A 16,904-nucleotide genomic window follows, 5' to 3' on the forward strand; every position below is an offset into this window, starting at 1 on the left:
TTGGCCTGTTTCCCAGAAAATACACTAAAAACGAAAATTAAGGGCCAAAAATAGTGCCTTATACGGGTTCAGCGTTTTTGCCTATCTTGTGCCTGAAATTGAAACCAAGCATGAAGGCATGCAACCCGTCTCCCTATGAAAAACCTTTCCTTGCTTTGTCTGTTTGCCGTGGCATTGATGGCAGCCAAATGCGGCTCTGGCCCCAACTTCCCGAAAGAAGTGTATGGTAAAACCTGGCTGTATTCATATGAGGAGGATTCTGCAGATGTGCGCACCTACCGTCCCAACACCTTTGACTTTCCGGCGTCCAGGGGGCGGACCGGGTTCATGATCAAAGAAGACGGCACGTTCATCAATTACGCCATTGCCCCCACAGACGGCCTGGAAGAACAGCCCGGCAAGTGGACTGCGCAGAGCAAGAATGTCATCACCGTAGAATTAGAGGGAGCCCCTGGCAAATTGCACACCATTGAAGTGCTTTCAGGTACGCCTACCGTGCTCAAAATCAAACGAAAATCCTCTGAGGACCAATAACAGTTTATCCCTTTCACCTTTTTTATGGCGTCTGCATAGGTGCCTATTTTTACCTTTATGAAGTACTGGTTAGTGAAGTCTGAGCCCGACAAATACGCTTGGTCAGATTTGGTGCGCGATGGTCAAACCACGTGGGACGGTGTGCGCAATTTTCAGGCGCGCAACAACTTACAGCAGATGCAAGTAGGAGACTTAGTGATGTATTACCACAGCGTCTCTGAGAAGGCAATTGTGGGGGTGGCCAAAGTGGCAAATGAGGCCTACCAGGATCCTACCACTCCAGAAAAGCAATGGGTGGCGGTTACCTTGGCACCAGAAAAAGCATTGCAAAAAAAGGTCACCTTAGAGCAAATTAAAAAAGATGAGCGGCTGCAAAACATTGGCTTGCTGCGCCAGTCCCGCTTGTCTGTCATGCCCTTGAGCGCTGAGGAATTTGACATGCTGCTAGGCTTGGCGAATTAAACGTCTGTCTGTTTTTGACAGCATGCTTTTTTCAAGGGTTTTTTGTATATTAAACAGAAAAACAGCACGCCTATGTCTTTGTCTATCCACCTTAAGCAGTTGAGTTGCCTATTGGTCATTTGTTTAGGCACAGGCATAGGCGCTTTTGCGCAACAAAAATCCAAAGATCCAGAAAAACCAAAGGCTCCAGAGCAGACGTTACGGGCAGAGATTGTCAGTGATTCTTTTGAGGAAGAACACTTTGTGCATCCCTTGCCAGACAGTTCTGTGTTAGTAATCACTTTTGATAAGCATTCTTGGTTCTCTAAGAGCAAGACTAAATACACCAAGTACAGCAAAGCGCTTAAAGTGCTCTGGACTAAAGAAGAAGAAAACCAACAGGGCACTGATTTTCATAAAATCACTTCGGACGGGGCCTCCACTTTTCTGCTCTACACCACCCGTGAGCGCAAGAAACTTCTCCTTTACAAACTCAACAACCGCACTGGGGAGATAACTTATACCACGCATGTACTGCCTAACTCCTATATCTATGTAAATGAGATTATGGCCAGCCAAGGCAAGGTGTTCTTGTCTGGCGTGGAGAATTACAAAATCAACATTTTACTCATAGACCCGGCCGTAGAAGATTGCCGAATCCTGCCTGCCGTATTTGGACAGGAAGAAGATTTAGGCGAGTTTAGAGTGGACACCCTCACCCATGCCGCCGAGTTTCTAGTCTCTGAAACCAACAATTACCGGTCCCGCGTGCAGGTCAAACGCATGGACCCCAAAGGAGATGTGTTGGGCACGTATTTCTTGCCACCGCGCATAGACTTCAGCACAGAGACCAACATTCAGGATGGACGGCTCACGCCCGGTGATACGCTCTCTAAATTAATATTGGGCACCTATGGCTACAGAGAAACCACCTTTGCCAGAGGCGTCTTTAGCAGTGACCTGGCCGGCAACATCAAGTTTTATGACTTCAGTAAATTCGACCGTTTCTTTGACCATCTTTCGCAGCGGCAGCAGCGCCGCATGAAAGCCAAATTTGTACGGCGGGAGCGGCAAGGCAAGCCGTTAGTACTGCGCTATCGTTTACTCCTGCACCCCATCATGCCGCATCCGCAAGGGTATGCACTGGTAGGTGAAGTCTATTACCCGCAGTACCGCCAGAACTCATACTACAACAATTATGACCCGCGCTATAACGTAGACAATACCCAGCGACGTAATTATGATGGGTTCAGGTTCACGCACGCCATTGTTTGTGTCTTTGACAAAGAGGGCAACTTGCTCTGGGACAACAACTATAAACTAGAAGGCAAAACATATGCTGACCTGGCCCCTACCATTGAAGCAGGCGTGGCTCGAGACGGCCAAGTAGCCATATTATACCCAGACGAAGATGAGCTCAAATTCAAGCGTTTGCTGCAGGGGGTCTCTTTTACAAACAATGAGGAGTTTGAAGTGCGCGTGGAGGAAACAGATGAAAAACGGGTAGATAGCAACTCTGAAGGCGTGGTACACTGGTACGGGGGTAATTTCATCGCCTTCGGGTTTCAGCGCATACGCCCTAAAGAAGGGAAAGCACGCACGGTTTTTGTCTTGCAGAACCTGGCCTTTTAAGTATATTACTTATCCAAAAGATAAGAATTTTATTACTCCCACTTTATATCAATCATTATTCTTAAAGGCTGCTCTTTGCAACAGCTTATTGTATCCTATATTTTATAATACAAACAGCTCATTTTCTTATGTTTAAAGGCTTTACCCCCCACTACAAATCGTGTATCTTATTTCTGTTCTTCATTAGCTTTACTTTATCTGCGGGGGCGCGAACAACCAACGACAAAGAAAAAAAGAATGCACCCAAACAGACTCTAAGAATAGAGCTACCCAGAAACTCTTTTGACTATGCGCACTCTGTTTTTCCATTGATGGATAGTACTCTATTGCTGATTACTAAGAAAAGAGATGTAGGAGTGGGCAAAAACGAGGTCTTGTTTACCAAATACAATCATCAATTAAAGTCTGTCTGGGAAAGCAAGGCACCGCAACCCAATAATACCAAGCTAATGTTCAAAGCTGAAGAAAGAGGCAGAGTCTACCTTCTCTTTAGCACGTCTATCTCAGACACAAAGCTTATTCTATATCAAATTGACAAACAATCTGGTAGCTTTTCCTTGACTGAGCATTTTCTACACTCGCCGTATGTTACTTTGAGAGACATGCAGGTATTAGACAGACAGGTATTTTTGAATGCCCTGGACAAGGGCCAATTAGCCATGTTGCACTTAAATCCCAAAGAACCAGAGGTTAGAATTTTACCAGCTGTTTCAGGCCTAGCAAGAGACTTAGGCGAGTTTAGAATAGACACGCTCAATAAGGCATTAGAGCTTCTAATAACAGAATCACAAGGAATTCATGCTAGACTACAGGCAAAGTTTATGACCGCCCAAGGCGCTCCCATAAATACTATGATTATTAAGCCTAAAGAAATGCCTATAACGGGCCAGGTGCTTTGGCCTGCCAAATTAACGCCGGGACTTACTTCTCAAAAATTGCTTCTGGGCACCTATGGTTATAAATCAGATGAATTTGTGCAGGGCTTGTATAGTATCAACATGAAAGGTGAAATGAACTACTATGACTTTGGCAAACTGAGTCATTTTTATGAGTACAAATCTTCACCTGCAGCAGCATTGCGCATGAAAGCAAGGGCTCTGCGGAATGAGGCCGAAGGCAGTGCCCCCATCAAACAGTACCGCATGGTGTTGCACAAAGTACAGCCACATCCGCAGGGCTACGCGCTTGTAGGAGAATTATTTGAGCCATTTGTTAAATCAGAAACTCAGGTAGAAGCCTCCGGTTTTCTACTTAGCAGTACCACCACTACTACCAAAAGCACGATAATGTATAAATATCAGCATGCCTTTGCCTGTGTGTTTGACTTTAACGGGAATTTACTTTGGGACAATTCTTACAAACTACCTGACAATAAGAGATTTAGTTATGGACCAAGTGTAAGAACTGCTATTACACCAGAAGGCAACATGATCATGACATACTTGAGCAAAAGCGAGATTTTCTACAAGAAACTACAGGTTAACAGCACCAACTCCGATAGAATACCGGTACAACTGCCAAAAGAGACAGACAAACGTGTGACCAGCTCACAAGAAGACATTCAGCACTGGCATGGCACCAATTTCATTGCGTATGGCTTTCAGAGAATCAGTTCTAAAAAGGAAGCATCGCGTACAGTTTTCTATTTGCAAAAGGTGGCCTTTGAATAAACCATTCCCATGCATAGCTAACAAAGGGAGGTTGTCGCCATTCCATATTTTCCTGACAAGAAATACGCTTGCAGATAGGTGCTACAAACCGGAAGTGTTTATCTTTGCCCAAAACCCGGACTATGCACAAACGTCTCATTGTTCCGCACGCCTTGTTTCAAATCATGATCCGGCGCCTGGCGCACCAACTGATTGAGACCCACCGTGATTTTTCCAACTCCGTGATTCTGGGCTTGCAGCCCCGCGGTATTTTTGTGGCAGACCGGCTGCAAGAAACCCTTCAAGAAATTCTGGGCGTAACCGTGCAAACGGGCTACCTGGACATCACTTTCCATAGAGATGACTTCAGACGCCGCTCTACGCCCCTCGCGCCCAATGCCACCAAGGTAGAGTTCTCTCTGGAGGGCAAGCGCGTGATTCTGGTGGATGACGTGTTGTACACCGGCCGCTCGGTGCGGGCTGCGCTGGATGCCATGATTTCTTACGGAAGGCCTGCCCAAGTAGAACTGCTGGTCTTGATTGACCGCCAATACACCAGAGACCTGCCGGTAGAAGCCACCTACGTGGGCCAAAAAGTCAACTCCCTGCACTCACAGCGAGTAGAAGTGGCTTGGCAAGGCGCAGAATCAGAACAGGACGCCATCTGGCTATTGACTAAAACCCCAGACCAAGAACCCCATGCAACAGCTTAGCGTCCGGCACCTGTTGGGCATCAAGGACATCACCGAGCAGGACATCCAGTTGATTTTTGAGACGGCAGACCAGTTCAAGGAGGTCTTGAATCGGCCCATCAAGAAAGTACCTTCGCTCAGGGACGTCACCATTGCCAACGTCTTCTTTGAGAACTCTACCCGCACCAAACTTTCGTTTGAACTGGCAGAAAAACGACTGTCAGCAGACGTGATCAACTTCTCTGCCTCGGGTAGCTCCGTAAAAAAAGGCGAAACCTTGCTGGACACCGTCAACAACATCCTGGCCATGAAAGTGGACATGATTGTGATGCGGCACAGCAGCCCCGGGGCGCCCCATTTCCTGTCCCGTAAAATCAACGCCAACATAGTCAACGCCGGCGATGGCACGCATGAGCACCCCACCCAAGCTTTATTGGACGCTTTTTCCATTAGAGAAAAGCTAGGACAGGTGGCAGGCAAGAAGATTGCCATTATTGGGGACATCATGCACTCGCGCGTGGCGCTGTCCAACATCTTTGCCCTGCAGAAACTAGGCGCCGAGGTGGCTGTCTGCGGACCGCCTACCCTGCTGCCCAAGCACATTGGTGAACTGGGCGTGAAAATCTTCTGGAACGTGCAGGAAGCCCTGCAATGGTGCGACGTGGCCAACGTGCTGCGCATCCAGCTGGAGCGTCAGACGGGCAAGCTGTTTCCTTCGCTGCGCGAGTATGCCCTGTACTTTGGCATTAACAAGAAGATGCTGGATAACTTGAACAAAGAGATTGTCTTGATGCACCCCGGCCCTATCAACCGCGGCGTGGAACTGACCTCAGACGCGGCAGACTCTCCGCACTCCATCATCCTGGACCAGGTAGAAAACGGCGTGGCCATACGCATGGCGGTGCTGTACCTACTTGCCAGCCGAGGATAAAATCCTCTTTCATTAAAATGCCGTTTTTGGCCTGGTTTACTGAAACCAGGCCAAAAACGGCATTTGCCTTTGTAAGGAAGATACCGCTACTATTTTTGAGAGGTCAGGAACCAACACCTACTGCTGCAACGTCTGTCAGGAAACAGTGTAAACTGGCTCCACTAAATATAATTGACGGCGTTTTTTGTATGACCCAAGAACTTGTGAATCCTTTCGGGAAAGTGTACCTCACCATTAAGAAGGATACGGACAATAAGTTACTTTATGTGAACTGGATTGGGTACCTGACAGAAGAAAACGTCAAGACGGGCGCTCTGGCCTATACCAAAGCCTTAGCCGAGGCAGGCTACAGCTGCGTGCTGAACGACACCCGTTCCATTGTGGGCTCCTGGAACCACTCCATGGAGTGGGTGATTAACGATTGGGCCCCTTTGGCGGCCAAGGCCGGCCTTAAACGTATTGCCATGCTGGCCAATCCCGCCAGCTTCGCAGAATCTTCTGCCGACACCTTTATCAATGAGCTAAAAGACTTTGACGCCCAATACTTTGACAACATAAAAACCGCCGAACAATGGCTGGTGGAGTATTACGCCACTCTGAACTAAGCAGTAAAAATCTTATTTAAAACGCAGGAGCCCCGGCAGAAACTATCTGCCGGGGCTCCTGCGTTTTTGACCTGTTTTCTGGAAAACGGCCTAAAAAAGGCCGGTTATTTCATTACAAAGGTAGCGGTAAGGTGAGCGGCTCATTCATCTCAAAATCATACAGCGTCTGCAGTCTTAGGCTATAGTAGGCGTTCCAGAAGTTTCTGAGTGAGCCCACGTACCCGCGCCTGGCAGAGTCCCTTTCTGAGGAGGCCTGATTCAACTCTAGGAGGTTGATTTTCTCATTGAGGTACCGTTCCTTGGCTCCCTGAAACCGGCGCTCGGCCAGTTCATTCGCCCGGTAGGCCACTTTCATCTGCTCGCGTAGCATCTTAAACCGCTTCACCTGCAGGTATACGTCCTGGTCAAAGTTGACCTGCTGCTGCTCCAGGTTGGCTTTGACCAGTTTCTGGTTGGCGCGGGCAGTGCCCAGCTTTGACTTGGTTCTACCCCAGTCCATGATGGGCACGCTAAAGCCAATGCGCACGCGCTGTTGCTCAGAAGGGTCACGGTAGGCTTCCAACACTTCCTTGGATTGCTGGGTTAAGCCGTACTGGAGGAAAAGGTTGGCATTGAGACCGGCGTCACCTTCGGCGCGGGCGCTGTTCCGCTCGGCCTCCAGTTCTTCACGCTTTAAGGATATCATACGGGCGCGGTTCTGCCGGGCCTGGGTCAAGGCCATTTCCTCGTCTACTTCAAACTGCGGAATAATGTCTGGCGTGGTGAGCCTGATGGGTCTGTCATCTGTGAGCCCCAGAAACACTTTCAGGCGTAGGGCGCTTATCTCCATGTCCAGCTTGGCCTGCTCCAGGCTCTGCTGCGAAGTCAGCAAACTCAGCTCCAGCTGCATCAACTCGTTCTCGCCAATCCGGTTCTCCTGAAAACGTGCTTGCCCCAGCTTGAATAGGGTGTCGTTGTTGGCCACGTTCTTCTGGGCAATGTCATAGCTCAGCTGGTTAGTCAACAGGGAAAAGTACAGGTCTGTGGCCCTTACGGAGATGTCTTCCATGTCTTCCCAGAAGTCACGCTTGGCTTCCTCAAAACGCAGGGGTTCTATCTTGCGGTCCCATTTAAGGCCGTTGTAAGAGAAAAGCGGCTGGCTGAAGGTAATGTTGGCCGGATTGGACGCGTAGGATTTCCCGCCTTCTACCGCCATAAAGTCATCAATGCGCTGCAGGTAAGAATTGACGGAAACCACCCCACCCGTCAGGCCAATGTTCTGGCTCAAGGCCAACTGCGCCGATGACGTGGAAATGTCTCGTTGCCTAAACTGCAGACTACCGTCTGGCTGCAGCACCGGGTCAATGCTTTTGGTGTAGTCTGGCAGCGTGGCGTGCAGCATGAGCTGCGGCAGGTAGTTACTCTTGAACGTCTGGTGCTGCCAGGTACGGTTCTCAAGCGTGGTGACTGCCTGTTGATAGCTAGGCGATTGTTCCTTGGCCATGCGCACCACCTCCACCAGGCTGTACCGACGGGTGTTAGGTGAATCTTCTTCCTCTGGCAAGGATTTTCTTTTCTTTTGGGCCTGCACGCCGGTTGCCAGAAACAGCAAGGCTAGCAAATACACCCAAGGCATAGCGTCTCCGCTGGTCGCTACTTTTTTCACAATTAGGTAATGGTAATCTGGTACGCTACTAATTTCTACTATGATGGATATCAATCCGTTTTTGGCCTAATTTCCTCAAATCAGGCCAAAAACGGCATTTATTTTATGCTTGTTTAAGCTCTCATCTCGCGCTCAATGTCCTCAATCTCCAGCGGAATGTTGGCCATCAAGTCTTCTGGGCCGCCGGCGGTGATTAGGAAGTCATTCTCCAGGCGTATGCCCAGGCCTTCCTCCCTGATGTAGATGCCCGGCTCACAGGTAAAGACCATGCCCGCCTCAAACGGCCGGTACTTGTCACCCACGTCATGCACATCCAGGCCCAGGAAGTGCGAGGTGCCGTGCGGGAAGTATTTCTTGTAGAGCGGCGCGTCTGGGTTCTGGTTGTGCACGTCATTCTCATTAAGCAGGTCCAGTTTGATGAGCTCGTTCTCCATCACCTTGCCTACAAACTTGTGGTATTGGTCTAGGGTGTTGCCCGGCACAAGCATCTGCTTGGCGGTGTTCATGACGTGGAGCACAGCGTTGTAGACGTCTGCCTGGCGCTTGGTGAATTTACCGTTCACGGGGATGGAGCGGGTGAGGTCGGCGGCGTAGTTGGCGTACTCCGCCCCGAAGTCCATTAACAGCACATCACCGTCCTGGCACTCTCTAAAATTGTCCACGTAGTGCAGAATGCAGGCGTTAGCGCCCGAGGCGATGATAGACCCATAGGCCGGCCCGCGGGAACGGTTCCGCAGGAACTCATGGGCAATCTCGGCTTCAATCTCATACTCCATCACACCCGGCTTCACAAACTTGAGCAGGCGCCGGAAGGCTTTCTCTGTGATGTTGCAGGCCGTGCGCATCATCTCAATCTCACGGGGCTGCTTGATGGAGCGCAGGTGGTGCAGGTGCGGCGTGCTGCGGCAGTAATTATGGAGCGGGAATCTCTCTTTTATCTTTTTGATGAAGCGAGCGTCACGGGTCTCTACTTCAATGACCGCGCGCAGGTGCTCATTGGAGTTAAGGTAAACGTTCTCGGCGTAGGCCATCAAGGAATTGAGGATAGAGTCAAACTCATGGGTCCAGTAGACAGTTTCTATGCCGGAGACCTCGCGGGCCTGTTCTTTGGTGAGCTTGTAGCCTTCCCAGGTCAGGATGTGGTCATTGGTCTCCCGGATGAAAAGAATCTCCTGCAGGCGCGGCTCACGGGCGTCAGGGAACAGAATCACCACGCTTTCTTCCTGGTCAATGCCGCTCAGCCACAGCAGGTCGTTGTTCTGCCTGAAGGGCATGGTGCCGTCTGCGTTGGTGGGCATGACGTCATTGGAATGGAAGACCGCCAGGGACTGGGGCTTCATGTACTCGGTAAACTTTTTACGGTTGTGAATGAAGAGGTCTTTCCCGAGGGCTTCGTATTTCATGGCGCAGTGGTTTGTGGTGTGGCACAGGTAAAACTGGTTTGGTTTTTAGGCTGTTTTCTGGAAAACAACGTAAAAACGGCCCGGTCTTGACGGCTTAAATGTAGGATATAAAACGCTAATTTGCAGGCTTACGGGCGTGTATAAATCTTGTAACGGTGGGCAATTGCATTAAAGTATTTTTTTTCTGGCTCTTTGCCATTTGCGCCCTTCCGTCTAGCCTGGCCGTGGCGCAAAACCGCTACTGGGTCGCCTTCCAGGACAAGCCCGCCGCCAAAAAAACCACTGCGACCTGGGTAAGCGCCGAAACCCAGGAACAGCGCCAGCAGCAGGGTCTGCCGGTCTCACAGTTTTCTGACGTTCCTGTGCATCAAGCCTATCTGAACGGCTTAATCTCAGAAGGAATCCAAGTCAGCGCGGTCTCTAAATGGCTGAACGCCGCCGCCGTCACGGCCACCACCTGCCAGGTAGAAGCCCTGCGGCAGAAGTGTTTTATCAAGGAGGTCTCCCCTATTTCGGGTTATTTCCAAGCCACTTCTGCCTCGGCTAAAAAAGACGAAGGTGCGCCGGTGCTGCATCAAATCAATGCCCAACAGTTTAGAGAGAAAGGCCTGACCGGCAAGGGCGTAAAAATTGGTGTGATTGACGTAGGCTTCTACGAAGCGAACAAGCAGCCCAGCCTCAAAAAGCTGTTCAACCAGGACTTAGTACGCGGCTACAAGGACTTCGTGAACTCCGCCGCAGGCAAGCCTTATACCTACAAAGAATCGTTTCTGGACAACCACGGCACCATGGTTCTGGAATGCCTGGCCGGCTACTACCCCAAACAGAACCTTCAGCTTGGCCTGGCCACCGAGGCAGAGTATTACCTGGCCCGCACCGACCATGGCAGCCGCGAAAACCGCTTGGAGGAGGAGCATTTTGTACGCGCTCTGGAATGGCTGGACAGCTTGGGGGTGCGTCTGGTCAATTCGTCCTTGGGCTACGGCACCGGTTTTGATAACCCAATTGAGAACTACCGACCCGAGCAGATGGATGGCAACAGCTTTATTGCGCGCGCCGCGCAGATGGCGGTGCAGGAGAAAGGCATGTGTATGGTGATTTCGGCAGGCAACGATGGGGCTAAGAAAAGCTGGCAAGTCTTGAATACCCCCGCAGACGCGCTCGGTGTCCTGACCGTGGGTGCCACGGATTACAACGCCTGGATAAAACAGGGCTACAGCGGCATAGGCCCCAGCTTTCTGCCTTTTCTCAAACCTGATGTAGCCTGTTTCTCGGCCTTCGGGACGTCCTTCACTACGCCCATCATCACCGGGTTGGCGGCTTGCCTTTTGCAGGTGAATCCCAACCTTTCGGCTCAACAACTTACCCGCGTTATCCAGAGAAGCAGCCATCTGTATCCCTATGGCAATAACTACATCGGCTACGGCGTGCCCAACGCCGAGCGGGCCATTCAATTAGCCCAAGACTCTACCATTGTTTTTCCTGCGCCCACCGTCATGAAAGCTTCTGGAGACCAGTTCTCCTTTAAGCGGCCCAAAGAGTGGCAGGTGGCGGGGAAAGGCGGCATTGTGCTCTTTAGGAAGAAGTCTGCCACGCAGGTCATAACCCAACAGCGGCTGTCTGTGCGCACCAGCATTCTCCTGCTTAAACGCATGACCAGTGAGACGCATACTACTATTCAGTTTGGGGAAAATGTCTTGGAGGTGGTCTGGGAGTAAAAATCCGTTTTCGGCCTGATTTCTAAGAATCAGGCCGAAAACGGACTACTTCACCCTAAAGCATTTCAATTTTCAGCACATGTAATTTTCTATACATCCTAAGAAAATTGCTATGCGTCTAGTTTTTCCTCAATTTTGCTTTTAGCATGAAAATAGGATTTGACGCCAAGCGCGCCTTTACCAATACCTCGGGATTGGGCAATTACAGCCGGTTTGTGGTTTCGGGGATGATGACTTTCTACCCGCAGGACGAGTATGCCTTGTTCACGCCCAAGCAGAAAGACCTGTTCAAAGGCTTCTTCCCGAAGGTAGCCAAAACGCAAATCATTCAGCCAGACGGTCTGGGAAAGCGCGTCTCTTCTTTGTGGCGGACGTTTGGCTTGCGGTCGGCGCTGGTCAAGCACGGTGTGCAAGTGTACCACGGCCTTAGCAATGAACTGCCCTACGGCCTGGACACCAACCACACCAAGCTGGTGGTCACCATCCATGACCTGATTTTCCTGCGCTTCCCGGAGCTGTACCCCACCATTGACCGCTATATCTATAAGAAGAAGTTCAAGGCGGCCTGTGATGCGGCCCACCAGATTGTAGCCATCAGTGAGCAGACCGCGCAGGATTTGCAGGAGTTCTTTGGCGTGCCGCAAGAAAAGATAAAAGTGGTTTATCAGGACTGTGACCCCGTTTTTCACCTGATTTCTGGAAAAGAGGCCCAAAACGCCGTCCAGCAGAAATACCAATTGCCCAGCCAGTTCATTTTGTGCGTGGGCACCTTAGAGCGCCGTAAAAACCAACTGCACCTGCTCAAAGCCTGGCACGCGGCCGGAGCGCAGATTCCTTTGGCGTTTATTGGCCGCAAGACGGAGTACTACAAGGAAATGGAGGCCTTCATCACCCAGCATAACTTGCAGGACAAGGTGCTGTTCTTGCCCTACATCCCGTTTCAAGAGTTGCCCATCATCTACCAGCTGGCTACGCTGTTTGTGTACCCGTCGGTGTTTGAGGGCTTTGGGATTCCTATTGTGGAGGCCTTGAACAGCGGCGTGCCCGTGATTACCTCAACCGGTTCCTGTTTTGCGGAGGCCGGTGGTCCGTCCTCGAAGTACGTTTCCCCTACTGACGTAGAGGCGCTGTCACAAGCCATTCAGGAAGTGTTGAACAGCACCGATGTGCAAAAGGAAATGGTGCAGAGAGGCTTGGAGCATGCGCAGACATTTAGGCCAGAAGTGACCATTCCGCAGCTGCACCAAGTGTATGAGCAAGTGCTTGGTTGTTAATTACTGAGCGTGAAGCTTTCCCTAAGGTGTTACTTTATCGACCCCTTTGAAGGGGATGACCTAATAACTTGAGAAAGCAAAAGCTTCTATTCAATGCCGAATCTCAAAGGCAAAAAAATACATCAAGTTTATATCCAGCACGAGAAGTCCTCCCCCTACCCCCTCCGAAGGGGGACGAAATGCGTGCTTACGCTTTTAATTTCAAATGCAATAACGGAAACGGCTTGCCCATGCCATCCACCTCTGAGCGGCTTTTCACTCCAAACCCATTGTGCAGGTAAAAGCCCACGGCTTTTTCATTCTGCTCGTTCACGTCTACTTTAGTGGCGCTTAATTCTGACATGGCGTACTGCAGGAGTTGTTTGCCGATGCCTTTGCTTCTGGCATCTGGGTGCAGAAAGAGCATTTCTATTTTTCCATCAGCCACCCCCACAAAGCCTAAGACTTTGCTGCTCTCCCGCACACAGCGCAATTCTAATTGCGCCAGAAACTCTTGCAGGATGAGGGGCCTGAAGAACTGAATGTTTTCCTCCCGCAGAAAGTGATGGGTGGCCCGCACGGAGACTTCCCAGACGTCTGTCAGTTCTAGAAAATCTGCCGGTGTAACGGTACACACTTCTGAGGTTGGATTAGTGGAAGTAGCCAAGGTTTTGGATAGGGAAGTTTCGGCCCAAAGATAAAAATTAGGTTTTATTCTTTTCTTCCGCCTTCTGTTCTACCCTATGCAGGAGGGAGCGTATACAGGCACTTCTCTCCTGGCCCTCTACCTGGCTCTGCAGTTGCTGTAAAAGCTTTTCTAGCTCTATTTGCAGAATTCTATCCTCCTGGCCATAGTCCCAGATGGGCAAGAGGGTCTCTTCAAAAATCTCTTCAAAGGTCTTTACCCTTATGAATATTCTACCACCACCGTCTGCGTCTTGGATGACTTGCCGTGGGTAATGGTTTAGTTGAAATGATAGCAAGTCCACCAGCACTTGCAGACTGAGCACCGCCGTGCCGGGGTCATTCACGCCCGGGCTTAAGGCTTTTAAGGCCACCTCTACCAGTTGCTTGAACCCATAATAAGCACTTATCAGGATGGACTCTCCACGGTAGAATTCTACCAGAAGCCTAAGGGCGGTTTCCTGCTCCGCTGTGACCGGGGTATGGGAATGCACCCTCAAAAAGGGTATCCCGTCTAGTACATAGGCCCCAATCGGAAACAGAACCACCACCTGCCATTGGTGTTGGGTGCACAGGCGCAACAAGGCTTTCTGGTTGAATCCCTGGTAATAGCCAGACGTTTTGGCAATTAGGGCGTAGCCGGGCATGATGATAGGCGCTACTTCACCAGGTACTTGTTTTAAGGGGCACAGCTCCTCCAGCTTTTGCCGGGTCTGCTTATGGATGCGGTCTATGATGGTGTCATACTTGACGGACTGCGTGATGTAGTGCAGAAAATAGATGAACAGGAAGATGTCTACCACGGTGAGCAGAATGAGCAGGTACACACTGAGCGCGGGCACCAGCACGCCAGAGTCAATGTCCCGGATGGTGCTCAGCAAGAAAAGCGCGTAGACAATAGTGCCAATGTAAAAGCCCAGCACCCACTGCTGAAACCGGTTGCCTATCATGCTGTCCAAGACACGGTTGCTCATGTTGGAGGCCGCCTGGTTGAGCAGAATCATTACCATGGAGAAGCTGAAGACGGTCAAAGACAGAATACCACCGGCTATGGTGGCGGCTATGGTGCGGGCGGTGCTGGCGTCTTTTAGGGTAAGAAAGTCCCACCGGCTCTTTAATGCCCTGCCAGACTCAGAGAAGTCAATATGGAGCATGGTATAGGAAATGATTAAAAAGACAAGGGCAATAACCGCCGGGTAAAAGGCTATACTGGTCACTACCTGCGTATAATACCGCCGGACATAGGTGCGTATTTTTTCTGTCATACCTCTGTATATACGGCCAAAGCCCACAGTGTTAAAGATAGACACACCTCCTGCTCGGGTCGTTTTTGGCTTGTTTTCTGTAAAACTGCCCAAAAACGAATGCTCTCTGGCATTACTACACAGTTATTGCTGTGGCATTTTCAAATTTCCAAATCTACTCATTTTCACATCTTTCCTCCGTACCTTTGCAGGCTGCTTGGCGGGGCTCAGAAACAAACCCCGCGCCGGCAGGTTTATCCCTAGATAAAACAGATTGACTTTGACCAAGCTACCTGATTACCATATTCATACCTTACCCAACGGCATCCGCGTGTTGCACAAGCAGGTGCCGCATACCAAGATTGCCCACTGCGGCTTTATGATGGACATCGGCTCCCGTGATGAGCTGCCCCATGAGCTGGGGCTGGCGCACTTCTGGGAGCACATGGCCTTTAAAGGCACCCAAAAACGGAAGTCGTTTCATATTCTCAATCGTCTGGAGAGCGTGGGCGGTGAACTGAACGCCTACACCACCAAAGAGAAAATCAGCTTCTACGCCTCGGTGCTGGAGAACCACTTTGAGAAGGCCTTTGAGCTACTTACCGACATCACCTTCCACTCCACTTTTCCGGCCAAGGAGATTGAGAAAGAGCGCGGCGTGATTCTGGAGGAGATGGCCATGTACCTAGACACGCCCGAGGACGCCATCATTGACGAGTTTGACTCCGTGGTGTTCAAAGACCATTCGTTGGGGAACAACATTCTGGGCACGCGGGAGAGCGTGAGCGGTTTCCAGCGCGAAGACTTCCAGGCCTTCATCAAGCGCAACCTGAGCACCGACAAGCTGGTGTTCTGCTCAGTGAGCAACTGGCCGTTTGAGAAAGTCCTGAAGATGGCCAACAAATACCTGGGCGAGATTCCTACCCAGACCAGAAACCGGGAGCGCACGCCGTTCACGGGCTACCAGGCCCAGACGCTGTTGTCTGAGAAACCTATCCAACAGGCGCACTGCATCATTGGCTGTCCGGCGTATTCCTTGCTAGACAAACGCCGCTTGACCTTCTTCACCTTGGTGAACATTCTGGGCGGCCCCGGCATGAACTCCCGCCTGAACATGGGCGTGCGCGAAAAGTACGGCCTGGTCTACTCTATTGATGCCAACTACTCCACTTACGTGGATACCGGTATGTTCGGGATTTACTTCGGCACCGAGAAAAAGCAATTGAAGCGCACCATTGGCCTGGTCTTGAAGGAGCTGAAACAGCTCCGCGAGAAACCCATGGGCTCTGTGCAGCTGCACACCGCCAAGCAACAGCTCATGGGCCAACTAGCCATGGCCGAGGAAAGCAACATGGGCCTCATGATGATGATGGGCAAGAGCATTCTGGACTTGGACACCATTGAAACCCTCAACGAAATCTTTGACCAGATCAAGAAGATTGAAGCCAAGGATTTGCTGGACATCGCCAATGACACCTTCCAGGAAGACAACCTGAGCTTCCTGCAATACGTCCCGAGCTAAAGCTCGACAATTAGAAATTCAAAATTAGAAATCAGAAATAGGGCACTGCGAAAGTTTTTAGCCCGCTCGTTTTTGGCCTGTTTTCACCAAAACAGGCCAAAAACGATTCCTTTCTTACTTCTACTTTTGGGCATTTCTAATCTTTAATTTCTAATTTCTAATTGACCAAAAATGGATTTTTTGGATCCCGATCTGCAAGCCTACGCAGAGGCGCATACCTCGCCAGAGTCTGACCTGTTGCGCCGTCTCAACCGCGAGACGCACTTGAACGTCATGAAGCCGCGCATGCTGTCAGGGCATTTGCAGGGGCGGGTGTTGGCCATGGTGTCGCAGATGATGCGGCCTAGACGAATTCTGGAGATTGGCACTTACACAGGCTACTCGGCGCTTTGCCTGGCCGAGGGATTGGCAGAGGATGGCGTCCTGCATACCATTGACGTGAATGATGAGTTGGAGGACATGGTGCGCAGTTACATCAACCAAGCTGGTCTAGAGCAGAAGATTCAGATGCACATCGGGCAGGCCGCAAATGTGATTCCAACCTTGGAAGAAACTTGGGACCTGGTCTTCATTGACGCCGATAAGAAAAGCAACGCGCTCTACTATGAAATGGTCTTGGACAAAGTGCGTCCGGGTGGTTTCATTCTGGCAGACAACGTGTTATGGAGCGGCAAGGTGGTAGAGAAGTTCAGGCCCAAGCTGGATAAGGACACCGAGATGGTGCTGGATTTCAACCAGTTGGTGCACCAAGACCCGCGCGTAGAGAACCTGCTGCTGCCTATTAGAGACGGCATCTTGGTGGCCCGCAAAAAGTAAATTTTCCCGTTGTGGATAACTGGGTGGAAAAATTTTAGCGCCCGGTTCTTTCCTTTCCCCTCCCAAAATCGCCTACTTTGTAGCAGGAGCCTGCTTTGCAAGTCTTTACTAAATAGCAATTTAGCTATATGTAAT

At 50.5% G+C, this 16,904-nt stretch carries 15 protein-coding genes; 11 read left to right on the top strand and 4 right to left on the bottom strand.

The features are described 5' to 3' along the window. Positions 1 to 135: 135 nt before the first annotated feature. The 7 genes from TH61_RS02490 (at position 136) to TH61_RS02520 (ending at position 6,484) form a co-directional block, all read left to right on the top strand. Positions 136 to 534: a hypothetical protein gene (locus tag TH61_RS02490; RefSeq protein ID WP_071887761.1), complete on the top strand. Its 399-nt coding sequence runs from the start codon at positions 136 to 138 to the stop codon at positions 532 to 534. Positions 535 to 591: 57 nt separating this feature from the next. Further along, complete coding sequence (locus tag TH61_RS02495; RefSeq protein WP_066505437.1) at positions 592 to 996, top strand: EVE domain-containing protein; 405 nt, start codon at positions 592 to 594, stop codon at positions 994 to 996. A gap of 72 nt (positions 997 to 1,068) precedes the next feature. After that, a complete protein-coding gene (locus tag TH61_RS02500; protein ID WP_066505440.1) occupies positions 1,069 to 2,607 on the top strand; it encodes a hypothetical protein in 1,539 nt (512 codons plus the stop codon). A 128-nt stretch (positions 2,608 to 2,735) separates the two neighbouring features. After that, complete coding sequence (locus TH61_RS02505; protein WP_066505448.1) at positions 2,736 to 4,277, top strand: hypothetical protein; 1,542 nt, start codon at positions 2,736 to 2,738, stop codon at positions 4,275 to 4,277. Positions 4,278 to 4,399: 122 nt separating this feature from the next. After that, positions 4,400 to 4,969 carry a bifunctional pyr operon transcriptional regulator/uracil phosphoribosyltransferase PyrR gene (gene pyrR / locus TH61_RS02510; RefSeq protein WP_066505451.1) on the top strand — a complete coding sequence of 190 codons (570 nt, stop codon included), beginning with the start codon at positions 4,400 to 4,402 and terminating at the stop codon, positions 4,967 to 4,969. After that, positions 4,956 to 5,879, top strand: coding sequence for an aspartate carbamoyltransferase catalytic subunit (locus TH61_RS02515; RefSeq protein WP_066505454.1), 924 nt, complete (start codon positions 4,956 to 4,958; stop codon positions 5,877 to 5,879). The genes pyrR and TH61_RS02515 overlap by 14 nt, the downstream gene beginning before the upstream one ends. Before the next feature lie 188 nt (positions 5,880 to 6,067). Continuing rightward, positions 6,068 to 6,484, top strand: a complete 417-nt coding sequence (locus TH61_RS02520; protein ID WP_066505457.1) for an STAS/SEC14 domain-containing protein — start codon at positions 6,068 to 6,070, stop codon at positions 6,482 to 6,484. A 112-nt stretch (positions 6,485 to 6,596) separates the two neighbouring features. Here TH61_RS02520 and TH61_RS02525 read toward each other — a convergent pair whose 3' ends face one another. Together TH61_RS02525 and TH61_RS02530 are read right to left on the bottom strand one after the other, a co-directional pair. Next, a complete protein-coding gene (locus tag TH61_RS02525; protein WP_066505460.1) occupies positions 6,597 to 8,183 on the bottom strand; it encodes a TolC family protein in 1,587 nt (528 codons plus the stop codon). A 59-nt stretch (positions 8,184 to 8,242) separates the two neighbouring features. Beyond that, entirely contained in the window at positions 8,243 to 9,532 is a 1,290-nt protein-coding gene (locus TH61_RS02530) for an aminopeptidase P N-terminal domain-containing protein (RefSeq protein WP_066505462.1), read from the bottom strand. A gap of 224 nt (positions 9,533 to 9,756) precedes the next feature. Here TH61_RS02530 and TH61_RS02535 point away from each other — a divergent pair, with 224 nt between their 5' ends. Next, positions 9,757 to 11,250, top strand: a complete 1,494-nt coding sequence (locus TH61_RS02535; RefSeq protein WP_197464085.1) for a S8 family serine peptidase — start codon at positions 9,757 to 9,759, stop codon at positions 11,248 to 11,250. Positions 11,251 to 11,396: 146 nt separating this feature from the next. Further along, a complete protein-coding gene (locus tag TH61_RS02540; protein WP_066505466.1) occupies positions 11,397 to 12,524 on the top strand; it encodes a glycosyltransferase family 1 protein in 1,128 nt (375 codons plus the stop codon). Positions 12,525 to 12,711: 187 nt separating this feature from the next. Here TH61_RS02540 and TH61_RS02545 read toward each other — a convergent pair whose 3' ends face one another. Both TH61_RS02545 and TH61_RS02550 read right to left on the bottom strand, forming a co-directional pair. After that, positions 12,712 to 13,170 carry a GNAT family N-acetyltransferase gene (locus tag TH61_RS02545; protein WP_231862285.1) on the bottom strand — a complete coding sequence of 153 codons (459 nt, stop codon included), beginning with the start codon at positions 13,168 to 13,170 and terminating at the stop codon, positions 12,712 to 12,714. Positions 13,171 to 13,207: 37 nt separating this feature from the next. After that, on the bottom strand, positions 13,208 to 14,452 hold the full coding sequence (locus tag TH61_RS02550) for a DUF2254 domain-containing protein (protein WP_066505468.1): 1,245 nt from the start codon (positions 14,450 to 14,452) through the stop codon (positions 13,208 to 13,210). 259 nt (positions 14,453 to 14,711) lie between these two features. On the opposite strand from TH61_RS02550, the gene TH61_RS02555 reads away from it, so the two are divergent. Both TH61_RS02555 and TH61_RS02560 read left to right on the top strand, forming a co-directional pair. Further along, positions 14,712 to 15,953 (top strand): pitrilysin family protein, encoded by a 1,242-nt coding sequence (locus tag TH61_RS02555; protein WP_231862286.1) that lies wholly within the window; start codon positions 14,712 to 14,714, stop codon positions 15,951 to 15,953. Positions 15,954 to 16,124: 171 nt separating this feature from the next. Beyond that, entirely contained in the window at positions 16,125 to 16,769 is a 645-nt protein-coding gene (locus tag TH61_RS02560) for an O-methyltransferase (protein WP_066505486.1), read from the top strand. The last annotated feature ends 135 nt before the right edge of the window (positions 16,770 to 16,904 follow it).

The sequence above is a fragment of the Rufibacter sp. DG15C genome, from assembly GCF_001577755.1.
GTDB lineage: Bacteria > Bacteroidota > Bacteroidia > Cytophagales > Hymenobacteraceae > Nibribacter.